Origin of the sequence: Streptosporangium sp. NPDC002544 (genome assembly GCF_040295965.1) — a bacterium.
GTDB lineage: Bacteria > Actinomycetota > Actinomycetes > Streptosporangiales > Streptosporangiaceae > Streptosporangium.
Map to the genome: position 1 here is coordinate 52,486 of NZ_JBEOWJ010000051.1, position 14,515 is coordinate 67,000.

11 protein-coding genes are annotated in these 14,515 nt (G+C 69.0%); 4 read left to right on the forward strand and 7 right to left on the reverse strand.

Annotated elements, in window-relative coordinates; all coding sequences use genetic code 11:
* Positions 1 to 47: 47 nt before the first annotated feature.
* On the reverse strand, positions 48 to 512 hold the full coding sequence (locus ABT061_RS44745) for a hypothetical protein (protein WP_350929777.1): 465 nt from the start codon (positions 510 to 512) through the stop codon (positions 48 to 50).
* Between the two features lie 184 nt (positions 513 to 696).
* Here ABT061_RS44745 and ABT061_RS44750 point away from each other — a divergent pair, with 184 nt between their 5' ends.
* From ABT061_RS44750 to ABT061_RS44760, 3 genes are all read left to right on the forward strand, one after another.
* Entirely contained in the window at positions 697 to 1,008 is a 312-nt protein-coding gene (locus tag ABT061_RS44750; protein ID WP_350929778.1) for a hypothetical protein, read from the forward strand.
* Between the two features lie 346 nt (positions 1,009 to 1,354).
* Complete coding sequence (locus ABT061_RS44755) at positions 1,355 to 1,939, forward strand: dihydrofolate reductase family protein (protein WP_350929779.1); 585 nt, start codon at positions 1,355 to 1,357, stop codon at positions 1,937 to 1,939.
* A 92-nt stretch (positions 1,940 to 2,031) separates the two neighbouring features.
* Positions 2,032 to 2,481 (forward strand): GNAT family N-acetyltransferase, encoded by a 450-nt coding sequence (locus ABT061_RS44760; protein WP_350929780.1) that lies wholly within the window; start codon positions 2,032 to 2,034, stop codon positions 2,479 to 2,481.
* Positions 2,482 to 2,517: 36 nt separating this feature from the next.
* On the opposite strand, the gene ABT061_RS44765 is transcribed toward ABT061_RS44760, so the two are convergent.
* Genes ABT061_RS44765 through ABT061_RS44775 form a run of 3 tightly spaced genes read right to left on the reverse strand, consistent with a single transcriptional unit; the run spans position 2,518 to position 7,940 of the window.
* Positions 2,518 to 4,533, reverse strand: a complete 2,016-nt coding sequence (locus ABT061_RS44765; protein ID WP_350929781.1) for a molybdopterin-containing oxidoreductase family protein — start codon at positions 4,531 to 4,533, stop codon at positions 2,518 to 2,520.
* A gap of 36 nt (positions 4,534 to 4,569) precedes the next feature.
* Positions 4,570 to 6,258, reverse strand: a complete 1,689-nt coding sequence (locus ABT061_RS44770; protein ID WP_350929782.1) for a M28 family metallopeptidase — start codon at positions 6,256 to 6,258, stop codon at positions 4,570 to 4,572.
* A gap of 29 nt (positions 6,259 to 6,287) precedes the next feature.
* The gene (locus tag ABT061_RS44775) at positions 6,288 to 7,940 is read right to left on the reverse strand and encodes a M28 family peptidase (protein WP_350929783.1); all 1,653 of its coding nucleotides are present in this window, start codon (positions 7,938 to 7,940) and stop codon (positions 6,288 to 6,290) included.
* Positions 7,941 to 8,400: 460 nt separating this feature from the next.
* Between ABT061_RS44775 and ABT061_RS44780 the strand changes: the two genes are divergently transcribed.
* Entirely contained in the window at positions 8,401 to 10,827 is a 2,427-nt protein-coding gene (locus tag ABT061_RS44780) for a lysylphosphatidylglycerol synthase transmembrane domain-containing protein (RefSeq protein ID WP_350929784.1), read from the forward strand.
* A 66-nt stretch (positions 10,828 to 10,893) separates the two neighbouring features.
* Here ABT061_RS44780 and mgrA read toward each other — a convergent pair whose 3' ends face one another.
* From mgrA to ABT061_RS44795, 3 genes are all read right to left on the reverse strand, one after another.
* Entirely contained in the window at positions 10,894 to 11,922 is a 1,029-nt protein-coding gene (gene mgrA / locus ABT061_RS44785) for an L-glyceraldehyde 3-phosphate reductase (protein WP_350929785.1), read from the reverse strand.
* A complete protein-coding gene (locus tag ABT061_RS44790; protein WP_350929786.1) occupies positions 11,919 to 13,979 on the reverse strand; it encodes a S9 family peptidase in 2,061 nt (686 codons plus the stop codon). Before ABT061_RS44790 ends, mgrA begins: the two co-directional genes overlap by 4 nt.
* Before the next feature lie 238 nt (positions 13,980 to 14,217).
* Positions 14,218 to 14,515 (reverse strand): hypothetical protein (locus ABT061_RS44795; RefSeq protein ID WP_350929787.1); only part of this gene is annotated, 298 nt, incomplete at its 5' end.

Sequence of the window (14,515 nt, forward strand, 5' to 3'; positions counted from 1 at the left end):
CCCACGAGGCCGGGTGATCACCGGAAGGTCGGCGATCACCCGAGGGCTCAGCGACCGCCGGGAAGCGAGGTCTGGCCGCGGCCCTTGAGAGTCAGCGCCAGGACAGCCGTGATCAGGTAGACCACGACCCCGCCCTGCAGGGCGTCCAGCGCCGCGCTGAACACGCCCTCGCCGTCGACGATGAGCTGCACCGGGTACATGAGCATCGCGGCGCCGAGCGAGGGGTAGAGGGCGAACCTCCAGGGGTGGCGCAGCGCCCAGAGCCGGGCCTGCCGGGTCACCCGGTCCCCGCTGTTGGGCTTGCCGATCGAGCCGATGGCCGCGATAAGCGAGAACAGGCCGATGCCGACCACCATCGCCCAGGTCAGATCCCCGCCACCGGTGAGCACGCCCAGTCCGAAGCTGGTGGCGGTCACCGCGCCACCGGTCACCGCGGCGGCCTTCCAGGGAGCGCCGCGCAGCGCCGCTCCGGCGAGGGACATCTCGTCACGTCGAGTCAGTTCGTCGTTCATGCCATCAAGGCTGCCTCCCGAACACCCTTGCTCACATCGGGGAGCGACCCTGATTGTTCCCCTACCTGCTGTATCGGCCGCCGTTCGTGTTGCTTATTGACCGCCCGTTTGCCGCGATCTAGGTTTCCTTTAGGAAAGTTTCCTAAGGGATTAGTACCCACCCCCCACCTCTAGGAGATTCGTCATGAGCCTTCGTCGTCGTGTGGCAACCCTCTCGGGCGTCGCCGCCCTCTGTCTGAGCGCCATGGCGCTCACCCCCGGCCCTGCCATGGCCGCCCCCTCCGGCTGCACCGTCCAGTACAACCTGGCCCAGCAGTGGGCCACCAGCCACTGCACCTCCGGTACGGGTGGGCACATGGTGGTCGTACGGCAGCAGCACCCCTCACCCGTGGTCGGTCCCATCTTGATCACCGGTCCCTGTGTGCCCGTCGGCCAGACCTCCAGCGCGACGATCACGCCCTGGCCGGTCACGAGCGTCGCCTGGGTCTCCTGCTGAAAGCCGGCTTGACCGCGTAACCGGCGCCGCGATCGGGTAACCGCATGATCTGGCTTCCGCGGTTACCGTTCTCCGCTGCCCATACTCTCCGGGACCGTGCCAGGTGCGGCGTACTCCAGCCGCACATCGCTGTTGACGGTCTGGGTGGGGTGAGCCGCACCGCTTCAAAGCGTGTCTTTGAAGCCGGAGATCGCTGATCTGTGTGTACCTCGCCGCGGCGCCGGAACGGGTCGGACAGAAAGCACAAATTTGTCGTTCAACGATGTCGATTCGGGCGGTCGGCGCTCGTGTAGAGGGTGATCGGGCCGTCACTGGGGCGGCCCGCAGGAGCGGAGGAGAGATTCCGATGCGTTCGATCACCGTCACCATGAACATCAGCCTGGATGGCGTCGTACAGGGCCCAGGTCGTCCCGATGAGGACACCCGCGGAGGCTTCACGCACGGCGGCTGGGGGGCCTGGCATCAGGACGAGGTCTTGGCCCAGGAGATGGCCAAGGGCATGAGTGGTCCCGGCGACATGCTGCTCGGCCGCCGCACCTGGCAGGACTTCATCACCGTGTGGGCGCACCGCGAGGACGGCAACCCCTACACCGCCCGTATGAACGCCGTCACCAAGTACGTCGCCTCGGCCACGCTTGACGACGCGAGTGCCTGGCAGAACTCGGTGCTGCTGCGCGGCGACGCGACGCGGACGATCGCGGAGTTGAAGGCGCGGGACGGCAACGACCTGAGCATCATCGGCAGCTCCGCACTGGTGCGCAGCCTGCATGCGGCCGATCTGATCGACCATTACACGTTGGTGGTTCACCCGCTCACCCTGGGCTCGGGTACCCGGATGTTCGAGGGGCCGGCGCCGTTGACCCAGTACCGCCTCACCAGCAGTGTCACGACCACGAAGGGTGTCATCGTCGCCCACTACGACCGCCGCTGACAGTTTCATCCGCCTCCGGAGGTCTTCACGAGAGCGCCCTCAGGGGTACGGGAGGAGCCGAGGCGGCACCGGTTCGGGATAGTTTGACCCCCATGCCGGTGAACTTCCGTATAGCCCGTGCCGAGGACGTTCCGCTCATCGTGGCCATGCTCGCCGACGACACCGTCGCGGCCGCCCGCCAGGGAGCCTACGGCGAGGAGCATCGTGCCGCCTTCGAGGTCATCGACGCCGACCCCGCCAACGAGCTGATCGTCGCGGAGCTGGACGGCGAGGTCGTGGGCACCATGCAGCTCACCTACATTCCCGGCATCTCCCGCCGGGGTGCCCTCCGGATGCAGATCGAGGCGGTCAGGATCGCCTCGGAGCTGCGCGGGCGGGGTCTGGGCCGCACGATGATGGAATGGGCCGTCGAGCGCGGGCGGGCCCGAGGCTGCGCCCTGGTCCAGCTCACCACGGACAAGACCCGTGCGGACGCCCACCGCTTCTACGACTCCCTCGGCTTCGTCGCGTCCCACGAGGGTTACAAACTCGCGCTGACCTGAATCGGCCAGGGGTCGGCGTCGAGGTGACCCGTCCGGTCACTCGGTGGCGCTCGGGCCGATCTCGACCAGGTTGTCGTGGTAGACGGCGCCACGGCCCATGTCGGCGTCGCGGGCCTCCACCACGGCGTTCACGGTCGTGCCCCCCGAGCTCAGCTTGCGCCAGTGCCCCTTGGTGGACGCGATCACGCCCGGCCGGACCCGCTCGCTGATCTCGACCACGGCCTCGAACTCGCCGCCGGCGTTGAAAACCCGGGCCCGCTGCCCGTCGCTCAGCCCCCTCGGCGCGGCGTCCGTGGGATTCACCAGGACCCGCGGGCCCTTCGAGCGCCGCAGCAACTCGGGGTTGTTGCCGAAGATGGTGTTGAGGAAGGTGTGGGAGGCGGGGGTGATGAGGGTCAGCGGATACGGTCCCGGCGCGGCCGAGGCGGTGTGCGGCGGGACATAGGCGGGTCCCGCGCCGAACTCCATCCGGCCCGAGGGCGTCGGGAAGCCCTCGGTGAACGGCACGAACGGCCGCGGTACGTTGAGACGGACCCAGCCCTCCTTGCGCAGCCGGTCGAGCGTGATGCCGTCAAGCGACGGATGGCCCGAGGAGAGCAGTTGCTCGGCCAGCTCCAGGTCGGAGTCGTACAGGGACGGCTCGGTGAGCCCCATGTGCCGCGCCAGGCGGCGGAAGGTCTCGGTGGTGGACAGGCACTCGCCCGGCGGCTCGACCGCGGGTGAGTTCCACATCAGGTACATGTGCCCGTAGCCCGCGTGCAGGTCGGCGTGCTCGATCTGCATGGTGGCGGGGAGCACGATGTCGGCGTAGTCGACGGTGTCGGTCGGGAACTGCTCCATCACGACGGTGAACAGGTCCTCGCGCGTCAGTTTCTCGCGGATCCGGTTCTGGTCGGAGGTGGAACTCATCGGGTTGGCCGCGTACACCCACAGGCACTTCACCGACTCGTCCAGCTGATCGGCCAGCCGGGTCATGGTGAGCGTGCGGACCGGCCGGGCGAGCAGGTCCTCGCGGGTGTCGATGTTCAGGTGGATGTGCCCGCTGGTGGAGTACGCGATCCCGCCGCCGGGGTGGCGCCAGTCGCCGGTCACGCCGGGGATGGCGGCGATCGTGCGCATCGCGGTGCCGCCGCCGGCGTGCCGCTGCACGCCCATGGTGGCCCGGATGCCGGTGGGCCGGGTGCGCGCCAGCCGTACCCCCAGGGCCCGGATGTCGGACTCGGGCAGCCCGGTGATCTCCGCCACACGTGCCGGAGGGTGGCGCAGGATCTCCTCACGGAGGTTCTCCCAGCCGGTCGTGTGGTTCTCCAGGTAGTCGCGGTCCTCGGCTCCCTCGGCGAGCACGACGTTCATCAGCCCCAGGGCGAGGGCCGCGTCGGTGCCGGGCCTGATCGGCAGGTGCTCGTCGGCCTGCTCGGCGGTGCGGGTCCGGATCGGGTCGATCGCCACCACGTGCGCCCCCGCCGCGCGGGCGTCCTGGATGAACTTCCACAGATGATGCCCGCTGGTCAGCGTGTTGGTGCCCCACAGCAGGATGAGCCGGGACAGGGCGAACGTCTCCGGATCCATCCCGCCCGGCGTGCCGTAGACCTGTCGCAGCCCGGAGTTGCCGGCCGACGAGCAGATGTTCAGAAAGTGCCTCGACGCGCCGAGCGCGTTCCAGAACCGCCGCCCGGCCACTCCCTCGGCCCCCTGGAGGTATCCCAGCGTGCCGGTGCCCAGGTAGGGCCAGATCGCCTCGCCGCCGTGCTCGTCGACGATGCCGCGCAGCCGTACGGAGATCTCCTCCAGGGCCTCGTCCCAGCTGATCCGCTCGAACCTGCCGGACCCCTTGGGGCCGGTCCGCCGCATCGGGTGCAGGATGCGGTCGGACGCCCGGGTGTGCTCCAGGTAGCGGTTGACCTTCACGCAGAGCGCGCCGCGGGTGTAGGGATGGTCAGGGTTGCCGCGCATCCTGACGGCCTCGCCGTCTTGGACGGTCACCACCCAGGAGCACGTGTCGGGGCAGTCAAGCGGGCACGCCCCCAGCACTCGAAGTTCGCCTGACGACATGCCCTCGACTGTAGCCGCGCCCAGGGAGCGCGGGTGTCACCGGAGCAGCCCGGGGGGCTCGTGGTGGTGGTCGTGTCCCAGCCCGCCCCCTCCGGTGCTCGGCCCTCCGACTCTCGGCTCTCTGGTGGGGCCGGGGGCGACGGGATCGCCGGGGAGGTCGCGAGCGTACGCGTAGGTGTACGCCGCCGCGCCGATCGCGGAGGCGTTCACCGCCAGCGCACCGTCGTCGATGTTGGCGAGGGTGTCGCAGGCCTGGTGGTAGCACCTGTCGTAGGGGGCCCAGGCTTTGCCGCCGAACTTCTCGGCCTCCTCGGCGGACTTGATGCCCTCGGCGCCGGTGAACAGCCCGCCCGCGGCGATGCCCGCCTTGATGAAGGGGCCGTAGTCGGAGCGGCCGGTGAAGTCTGCCTCCTGGTGCGGCTTGCCCACGGCGTCGAAGTACGACTGGAAGAGCTTCTCGATCCGGTCGGAACCGGCAGGCGGATGCGTGTCCAGGCCCGTGTCGGAGTTGTCGCCGTCGTAGATCCCCAGGACGTAGTTCGGCGAGGCGATCATGTCGAAGTTCAGGTACAGCTTGATCTTCGCCCGCTCCGCCGCCGAGAGATGGGCCACGTAGTGGGTGGAACCCAGCAGGCCCAGCTCCTCCGCGCCCCAGAAGGCGAAGCGCAGCCTGTTCCTCGTCTGCAGGTCCTTCGCCGCCAACGCCGTCTCCAGGACGCCCGCGGTCCCGGAGCCGTTGTCGTTGATGCCGGGGCCCGCCATGACACTGTCCAGGTGGGCGCCGAGCATGACCACCCGGTCCGGGTCGCCCCGGCGGCTTTCGGCGATGACGTTGCGTGTCCTGCGGTCGGGGTCGCTCTCGGCGTCCACCGCGAGCGTCGCGGTCGTTCCCGGCGCCGACAGCTCCCTGCCGGCCGCGAAGGTGGCTCCGACGATCGGGATCTTGATGCCGGAGGTGTTGACCGAGCCCCGCAGCAGGATCCTGCGGTCGGCGAGAGCCTCACCCGGCTGCCCCTCGTTGAAGATGATCACCCCGGACGCACCGGCTGCCTGGGCCCGCTCCGCCTTGACCTGGAAGCTGCAGGAGCCACGCTGGATCAGGGCGATGTTCCCCCGGACGAACCCCTTGAAGTCACTCACCTCGCATCCGGAGGAGGAGTTCGCGTTCGGGGCCGGCGGCAGCACCAGGTCCACGCCCTGCACCGGAGCCGTGATCCTCCCCGAGCCGGAGTACGTCATCGTCTGGAAGTCGATGCCGGGCAGGTAAACCCTGGCCGCGGGGAACGATCGCGCCAGCACCGGAGCCTTCCGCTCATGGAAGAAGGGGATCCCGAACTCCTGCAGGGTGACCTGGTATCCGGCGGCGCGAAGCCTGGCCGCGACGTAGGCGACCGAGGCCTCGTGGCCGGGGGTGGCCGCGGCCCGGATACCGCCGTTGGCCTTGGCGATCTCCTGGAGCCTTTCCAGGTGCCGCCTGACGGACGCGAGCTTGATCGACTGCCCGAACGCCTTCGCGTCCGGCGGCAGGGGACTCTCCGGAGGCGGTTCCGAGGGCAGGCCGGACGGACTGCGGACACCGGCGTCCACCGGTTCCGGCGCGGAGGTGGCGAGCCCGTGCACCGTTCCGGGCGGGGTCGCGGCCCAGGCCGTGTTGACGACGGGCGGGATCGTGGCCGAGGCGATGGTGACGGCGGCCAGCACTCTCCCGAAGGCACGTGCACTCACGTCAGGCTCCTCTGACATCGGGGACGGCGTTACTTGAAAACATCGGTGGCGACGAGGTGGCCGCCGGATACCGGCCCGGTGGCACCACCCGGGACGGAGCCGCCGGGCAGGTCGTCGGTCCGGGCGTGGACGAACGCGGCTGTCGCGATCGCGCCGCTGTTCAGCCCCAGGGCGGTGTCGCTGATGTTGACGATCGTGTCGCACCTGAGGTGGTAGCAGGGGTCGTAGGCGACTCCCGCCTGGCCGCCGAAGAGCACGGCCTCCTTGGCGGTCTTGATGTCGACGGTGCCGGTGAACAGCCCACCCGAGGGGATGCCCGACGCGGCGAAGGGGCCGTAGTCGGAGCGGATGGCGGCGTCGACGCTTCTGTACGGCCGGCCTGTCTCCGTGAAGTACGACTGGAAGAACTTCTCGATCCGGTCCGAGCCGGGCGGGCCCGCGGGAGCGCCCGCCCTGTCGGAGTCGTCTCCGTCGTAGATCCCCAGGACGTGGTTCGGTGAGGCGATCACGTCGAAGTTCAGATAGAGCCTGATGTTCGCCTTCTCCGCGGGAGAGAGTCCGGCCAGGTAGTGCTTGGAACCGAGCAGACCGAACTCGTGGCAGCTCCAGAAGGCGAAGCGCAGTTTGTTCCGCGCCCGCAGGTTCTTCGCCGCCAGCGCCGTCTCCAGGATGCTCGCGACCCCGGAGCCGTCGTCGTCGATGCCGGGGCCGTCCGGGACGCTGTCCAGGTGGGCGCCGAGCATGACGACCCTGTTCGGGTCGCCCCAGTCGCTCTCGGCGATGATGTTGCGCGTCGCGCGATGGGGGTCGCTCTCGGTGTCGGTGACGAGAGTCACGATCGTTCCCCGTGCCGACAGCTCCCTGCCGACCGCGTAGGTGGTGGAGATGACCGGGATCTTTACGGTGGGGGTGTCGAGGGAACCGTTCACCAGGCCCCTGCGATCGTCGACTCCCTCGCCGGCCTGGCCCTCGTTGAAGATGATCACCCCGGACGCGCCGGCCGCCCTGGCCCGCTCCGCCTTGGTCTGGAAGCTGCAGCTGCCACGCTGGATCAACGCGATGTTGCCCCGGACGAACCTCGCGAAGTCCCGCGCCTGGCAGCCGGAGGTCGAACTCGGCTTCGGAGCCGGCGGCAGGGTGAGGTCCACCCCCTGAACCCGTGCCCTGACGTTCCCCGAGCCGGAGTACGTCACGGTCCTGAAATCGGTGTTGTTGATGTACGGCTTGGCGACATTCGAAATGATCCGCCGGAACAGCGGAAACGTGACGTTGCGGAAGAAGGGGAACGTGAACTCCTGCAGGGTGACCCGGTAGCCGGCGGCACGGAGCCAGTCGGCGACATAGGTGACCGAGGCGTCGTAGCCGGGGGTTCCCGAGGCTCGGGTGTCGCCGTTGCCGTCGGCGATCTCCTGGAGCAGTTCCAGGTGCCGCTTGACGCGTACAACCTTGATCGACTGTCCGAACGCCCTGGCCTCCGGGGTTATCGGGGAGTCCCCGGGTGGTGGCGCCGGTGATCCGGGAGGGCTCCCCGTCGGCCCGCCGGATGCCGGTGTGGATGCCGCGAGAACGGGCTTTCCCGAAGCCGGTGCCGCGCCGGCCGTCACGGTGGAGACGGTGGGCAGGGCCATGGCGGAGACCGCGGTGATCGCGACCACCATTCCCCTGGAGGTGGGAGTGCTCATGCGGAACCCCTCAACGTGCATGAAGCGCCCGCGCTCCCGGGAAGGCGGTGAGAGGCGACCGCGACGAGGCGTTCCCGCTCCCCGGACGCGGCACTGCAGGCTGCGGGCGGGCGAAGGAACATGACGGTCAGCCTTCCAGTCCCGCACCCGCTAAATCCAGTATTCCCGCAGCTAGAAGGGTCAATTCTCGATCTCGGACAGGTACGCTGTGCTCGCTCGCCGCCCTCGTCGAGGCGGGCGTTCATGATCTCTTCGAGACCACGTCCGCCCGGCCCGCTCGCCGGCCGGGGCGCCATACGGTGTCACCGTGTGGCCCCGTTTTCTGATTTCAGCCACCAAGATGGAAGCCAGACTGTCAAGACTGTCGGAAGCCATCGACATGCGTATGGCTCCGATTGTGGACACTGGGGGAGAAGGTCGGTGACGCAGCTGTAATGCGGAACATGCAGAATCGCTGGCGGTGACGGAAATCAAGGAGCTGGACGGAACATCGTCCGACGACGGCACACGGCCGGCGACGGACGGCGATCTAGCCGTGCGCGTCATCGAGCCGCTGCTTCCCCAGCGGATCCGTCGCCCTTCGGACCTGCTGCGGTTCCTGGCGACCCTGCTCGGGCTGGTGGCCGTCATCCTGCTCGCCCTCGTCGCGCAGAAGACCCTGAACGGTCTGGAGGGCGACGTCGCCGACGGCACCAGCCGGGCGCCGTTCCTGCTCAGCGGCCTGGCCGGGGTGCTGAGCGCCTCGGCCATGCTCGGCGTGCCCATCGCCTTCGCCATCGAGCGGGTGCTGCACCGTGACGGCCTCCGGGTGGCCGAGGGGCTCTTCGCGGCCATCGCCGCGATGGTGCTCTCCTTTGTGCTCGGCGAGTGGATCGTGAACGCCGGGCCCGAGGACCTGAGGCTCCTGATGACCGGAGGCAGAGCCGGAGTCGAGCCGGTCAACACGCTGCTCACCCCGATCATCGCCTACGTCACCGCGGTGCGCATATCCCGCCGCCCCACCTGGCGGGCGGCCCTGTGGAGCGCGGTCGCGCTCAACGCCGTCGCCCTGTTCGCCGGGCTCGCCGCCACCCTCCTCGGCATCGTCGTCTCCATCCTGGTCGGCCTGGCCGTCGGCTACGCCACCCTGTACGGCGTGGGCAGCCCCAACACCCGCCCTCCGGGCAGTGCGGTCGTCAGCGTGCTTCGCAAGCTGGGCTTCGCACCGCTCAGGGCGCATCGGCTCGACGACGACTACCAGGGCAGCCGCCGCTACGCCGTCGAGCTCAAGAACGGCAACCGCCTCGACGTCACGGTCCTCGACCGGGACCGTCAGGTGGCCGGGGTGCTCTACCGCATCTGGCGGCGCATCCGGCTCAACTCCGAGACCCGCCGCAAGGCCATCCGCTCACTCCGCGCCGAGCTGGAGCGCGAGGCCCTGATGGCGTACGCCGCGCAGGCGGCGGGAGTGAGCACCCCCCGGCTCGTCGGTACCAGCGAGATCGGTACGGAGGCCGCGCTGCTCGCCTACGAGCACATCCCCACCCGCGCGCTCGACGACATCCCCGACGAGGAGATCGACGACAACCTGCTCGCCCAGATCTGGGAGCAGGTCCTGCTGCTGCAGGTCCAGCGGCTCGCCCACCGGCGGCTGACCGGCGACAGCATCCATGTCGACCGCGAGGGCCGGGTCATCCTCACGGACGCCCGCAGCGGCGAGATCGCGGCCGGTGACCTGCTGCTCCGCCTGGACATCGCCCAGCTGCTCACCTACCTCAGCCTCCGCGTCGGAGCCCAGCGGGCGGTCAACGCCGCCGCGGCCGGAGCCGGGCACGGCCTGCTCGCCGACGCGCTCCCGCTGCTCCAGCGGATCGCGCTGACCCGCGAGACCAGGGCGGCGCTCAGCAAGAACAAGGGGCTGCTCACCGAGATCCGCGAGCGGATCGTCGAGCTCACGCCCAAGGCCGAGGCCGAGGAGGTGCGCCTGGAGCGCTTCCGCCCCAGGACCCTGATCACCATCATCGGCACCGCGTTCGCCGCGTACTTCCTGGTCTACTACCTGACCCAGATCAACCTCAACATGATCACGTCGGCCAAGTGGAGCTGGACCGGCGTGGCACTGGTCGCCGCGATGATGAGCTACGTCGCCGCCGCCTTGATGCTGATGGGCTTCGTACCGGAGAAACTGCCCCTCGGCCGTACCGTGCTCGTCCAGTTCGCCGGGTCGTTCGTCAAGCTCGTCGCGCCCGCCGCGGTGAGCGGGGTCGCGATCAACACCCGCTACCTGCAGAAACGCGGCATCCCTCTGGGGCAGGCGGTGGCCAGCGTGGGCGCCTCCCAGCTCATCGGGCTGGCGTTCCACATCGCGCTGCTCCTGCTGTTCGCCTACATCACCGGTTCCAACACCGCCTCGTCGTTCACCCCGTCGCGCACGCTCGTGCTGACGCTGCTGGCCGTGGCCGTGGTGGTGCTGGTCATCGTGGGCGTGCCACGGCTGCGCCGCATGATCACCGCGCGGCTCCGCTCGCTGTTCTCCGGGGTCATCCCGCGCCTGCTCGACGTCCTCCAGTCGCCCAGGAAGATCATCGAGGGCTTCAGCGGCACCCTGATGCTCACCTTGTTCTTCGTGCTCTGCCTGGACGCCTGCGTCCGCGCCTTCGGCGGCTCCCTCAACTTCGCCGCCGTCGCCATCGTCTTCCTCGCGGGCAACGCCATCGGCTCGGCAGCCCCCACCCCCGGCGGCCTCGGCGCCGTCGAGCTGTCCCTGTCGGTCGGCCTGACCCTCTCCGGCCTGCCCGGTGAGGTGGCGACCTCGGCCGTGCTGCTGTTCCGGCTGCTGACCTTCTGGCTGCCGGTCCTGCCCGGCTGGGCCTCGTTCGCGCACCTGCAGCGACAGGAGGCGCTCTAGGCCCTGCCCCGCGCCCTGCGAAAGACCGCCGGCAGGTGGCCCGGCGGTCTTTCGCACGGACGCAGGTCAGGCCTCGCTGGACCTGGCCCAGAGGTTGATGCCCGCCTCGACCGCGTCCTTGTCGATCGCCTCAAGCTCCGCGGCGTCGAACGACGTGTTCTGCACGGCCGCGAGGCTGTTCTCCAGCTGCTCCACACTGCTCGCGCCGATCAGCACCGACGTGACGCGCCTGTCGCGCAAAGCCCAGGCCAGCGCCATCTGCGCCAGCGACTGGCCGCGCCCGCCCGCGATCTCGTTCAGGGTGCGGATGTGCCGCATCGTCTCCTCGGCGAGCATCTCCGGGGTGAGGAAGCGCCCCAGCGAGGCCCGCGACCCCTTGGGGATCCCGTTCAGGTAGCGGTCGGTCAGCATGCCCTGCGCCAGCGGGGAGAACGCGATGCAGCCCACGCCCTCCTCCTCCAGGACGTCGAGCAGCCCGCCCTCGATCCACCGGTTCAGCATCGAGTACGAGGGCTGGTGGATCAGTAGCGGCGTGCCCATCTCCCGCAGCAGCCGCGCGGCCTCCGCGGTGTGCTCGGGCGAGTAGGACGAGATGCCCGCGTACAGCGCCTTGCCGGACCGGACCGCGTGGTCCAGCGCGCCCATCGTCTCCTCCAGCGGGGTGTCCGGGTCGAACCGGTGGCTGTAGAAGATGTCGACGTAGTCGAGCCCCATCCGCTCCAGCGACCGATCCAGGCTGGACAGCAGGTACTTGCGCGACCCCCACTCGCCGTACGGGCCGGGCCACATGTCGTAGCCCGCCTTGGTGGAGATGACCAGCTCGTCCCGGTACGGTGCGAAGTCCTCGCGGAAGTGCCGCCCGAAGTTGGTCTCCGCGGACCCGGGCGGCGGACCGTAGTTGTTGGCCAGGTCGAAGTGGGTCACCCCCAGATCGAAGGCCCTGCGCAGGATGGCCCGCTGGGTCTCGAAGGGCTTGTCGTCACCGAAGTTGTGCCAGAGCCCCAGCGAGACGGCGGGCAGCTTGAGCCCGCTCTTGCCGACCCTGTTGTACGGCTGGCGTCCGTCGTACCTGTCATCTGCCGCGATATATGTCACTGTGTCACCTTGGTCGTGTCGAGAATCCAGGAGAGGGTGAAGGCCTCCTCGCGCCAGGCGTCGTACCTGCCGCTGCGGCCGCCGTGCCCGGCACCCATCTCCGTCTTTAGCAGGAACGGCCCGCCGTCCGCGACGTCGCGGAGCTTCGCGACCCACTTGGCGGGCTCGTGGTAGAAGACCCGGGTGTCGTTGAGGCTGGTGATCGCCAGAATCGGCGGGTAGACCCGGCCGTCCACGTTCTCGTACGGCGTGTACGACTTCATGTACGCGTACACCTCGGGGTTGTGCAGCGGGTCGCCCCACTCGTCCCACTCGATCACGGTCAGCGGCAGCGAGGGGTCGAGGATCGTGTTCAGCGCGTCCACGAACGGCACCTCCGCCACCACGCCCGCGAAGGTCCCGGGCGCGAGGTTGGCGACCGCGCCCATCAGCAGCCCGCCCGCCGATCCGCCCCTGGCGACGATCGCGCTCGACCAGCCGGTGGCGGAGAGGTGCTCGGCGGCGGCGACGAAGTCGGTGAAGGTGTTCTTCTTCTTCTGGAACTTGCCGTCCTCGTACCAGTGGCGGCCCATCTCACCGCCGCCCCTGACGTGTGCCACGGCGAAGACGAAGCCCCGGTCGAGCAGGCTGAGCCTGGCGATGGAGAACGAGGGGTCGATCGAGATCTCGTAGCTGCCGTAGCCGTAGAGCACCGTGGGGGCCGGCCGCGGGGTGCCCTTTCTCATCACGATCGAGATCGGGACGCGGGTGCCGTCGGACGCGGTCGCCCACTCGCGGAACTGCTCGTAGTCGGTGGGGTCGTAGCCGCCGAGCACGACCTTCTGCTTCAGCAGGACCAGCTCGCGCGCCGCCAGGTCGTAGTCGTAGACCGACGGCGGGGTGACCATGCTGGTGTAGCCGAGCCGCAGCCGCCCCGTGACGAACTCCGGGTTGCCCGACGGGGCCACGTCGTAGATCGGCTCGGGGAAGGAGATCTCGTACGCCTCCCCGGCGCGGGGCAGGATGCGGATGCCGGTGAGCCCGTCCCGGCGGAAGTGCACGACGGTGTGGCCCTCGAAGGCGTCGACGTCGAGCAGCCGGGTGTCGGTGCGGTGCTCGATCAGCGGAGTCCAGTCGCCGGGGGCGTCGAGCGGCGCGGTGGCCAGCTCGAAGTTCTCCGCGTTCCGGTTGTGCAGGACCAGGAAGTGGTCGCCCGCGTGGTCGACGCCGTACTCGACGCCGGTCTCCCGGGGCCGGACGACGCGGAACTCGCCGGTGGGGTCGTCGGCCTCAAGGACGCGGACCTCGCTGGTGATCTTGCTGCCGGAGGAGAGCACCAGGTAACGCTCGCTCCGGCTGAGCCCGATGCCGACCCAGAACCGCTCGTCGGCCTCCTCGTGGACGAGCATGTCGTCCTTGGCGGGGCTGCCGATCGTGTGCCGGTGCACCTGGTTGGGCCGCCAGGCCTCGTCGACGGTCGTGTAGAAGAACGTCGTGCCGTCGGCCGACCAGGCGCCGCCGTAGAAGATGCCGGGGATCTCGTCGGGGAGGGTCTCGCCGGTGGTGAGGTTCTTCACCTTCAGGGTGAAGCGCTCGTCGCCGGTGAAGTTGGTGGAGTAGGCCAGCAGGGTGCCGTCGGGACTGACCGAGCTGGTGCCGATCGAGAAGAAGTCGGAGTCTCCGGCGAGCTCGTTGCCGTCGAGCAGGATCTCCTCACCGGGAAGCGACTCGCCGGCTTTCAACTCGGGCGGGGTCTCGCCGTCCGCGGCCACCCGGCACTGGATGCCGTACTGCTTGCCCTCCTCGGTCCGCGAGTAGTACCACCAGCCGCCCTTGCGGGTGGGGACCGAGAGGTCGGTCTCCAGGGTGCGTCCCTTGATCTCCTGGAAGAGCGTCTCCTGCAGGGGCTTGAGGTGGGCGGTCGCCTCCTGTGTGTAGGCGTTCTCCGCCTCCAGGTAGGCGACCACCTCCGGGTCGTCCTTTACCGTCAGCCACGCGTAGTCATCGACCACGGTGTCCCCGTGGTGCACGCGCTCGCTGGGAACCTTTTTCGCCGTCGGCGGCGTCTGGCTGCTCACTCAGCCGAGTCTATGTTTCCGCCGGTCCCTGTTCGGATCGCTCGCCCGGCCGGGTCGATCGGCCTTGATCCACCTCGGCCTGCCTCGACGTGCCGCGGCCCGTGCTGCTCGCGAGCCAGGCTCGGCTCCTCCGTCCGGCCCGAGGTTTCCTCGTACGGGGTTCGCCGTTACGTTCCGAGCGCTCTTGAAGGACTGCTAATCTTTTGGAGTCGGCAGGGTCCGGCGCAAACCACTCTAATCACTCCGGTGACTTCCGTATGGCTTGTGTCGTGTCCGCTGACAATCCCTTTGAAACCCAAGGTTCCAGAGCCCGGTTCGCAGAGCCGCTCAGGTGCTGGTAAGTTTGAGGGGTTGCTCTGGAAACAGAGTCGCCGAATTCCAGCAAGACCCGCAAGATCAAGTCAATCGCTTCAAAACGAGCCGGTTTGACACGAAAAAGCAGGCCTGAAAGAATAACGGCACAACGAAAGAACAGAACAAAACGAACCGCCCCTGGTTCTCCGGCTGAAACTGGCCGGGACGACGGTGTACGCGTC

Excerpts from the sequence above, each read along its gene's own strand:
- ABT061_RS44775 (WP_350929783.1), bottom strand. The coding sequence starts at position 7,940 with ATGAGCACTCCCACCTCCAGGGGAATGGTGGTCGCGATCACCGCGGTC.
- ABT061_RS44745 (WP_350929777.1), bottom strand. The coding sequence starts at position 512 with ATGAACGACGAACTGACTCGACGTGACGAGATGTCCCTCGCCGGAGCG.
- ABT061_RS44760 (WP_350929780.1), top strand. The coding sequence starts at position 2,032 with ATGCCGGTGAACTTCCGTATAGCCCGTGCCGAGGACGTTCCGCTCATC.
- ABT061_RS44765 (WP_350929781.1), bottom strand. The coding sequence starts at position 4,533 with ATGTCGTCAGGCGAACTTCGAGTGCTGGGGGCGTGCCCGCTTGACTGC.
- ABT061_RS44755 (WP_350929779.1), top strand. The coding sequence starts at position 1,355 with ATGCGTTCGATCACCGTCACCATGAACATCAGCCTGGATGGCGTCGTA.
- ABT061_RS44750 (WP_350929778.1), top strand. The coding sequence starts at position 697 with ATGAGCCTTCGTCGTCGTGTGGCAACCCTCTCGGGCGTCGCCGCCCTC.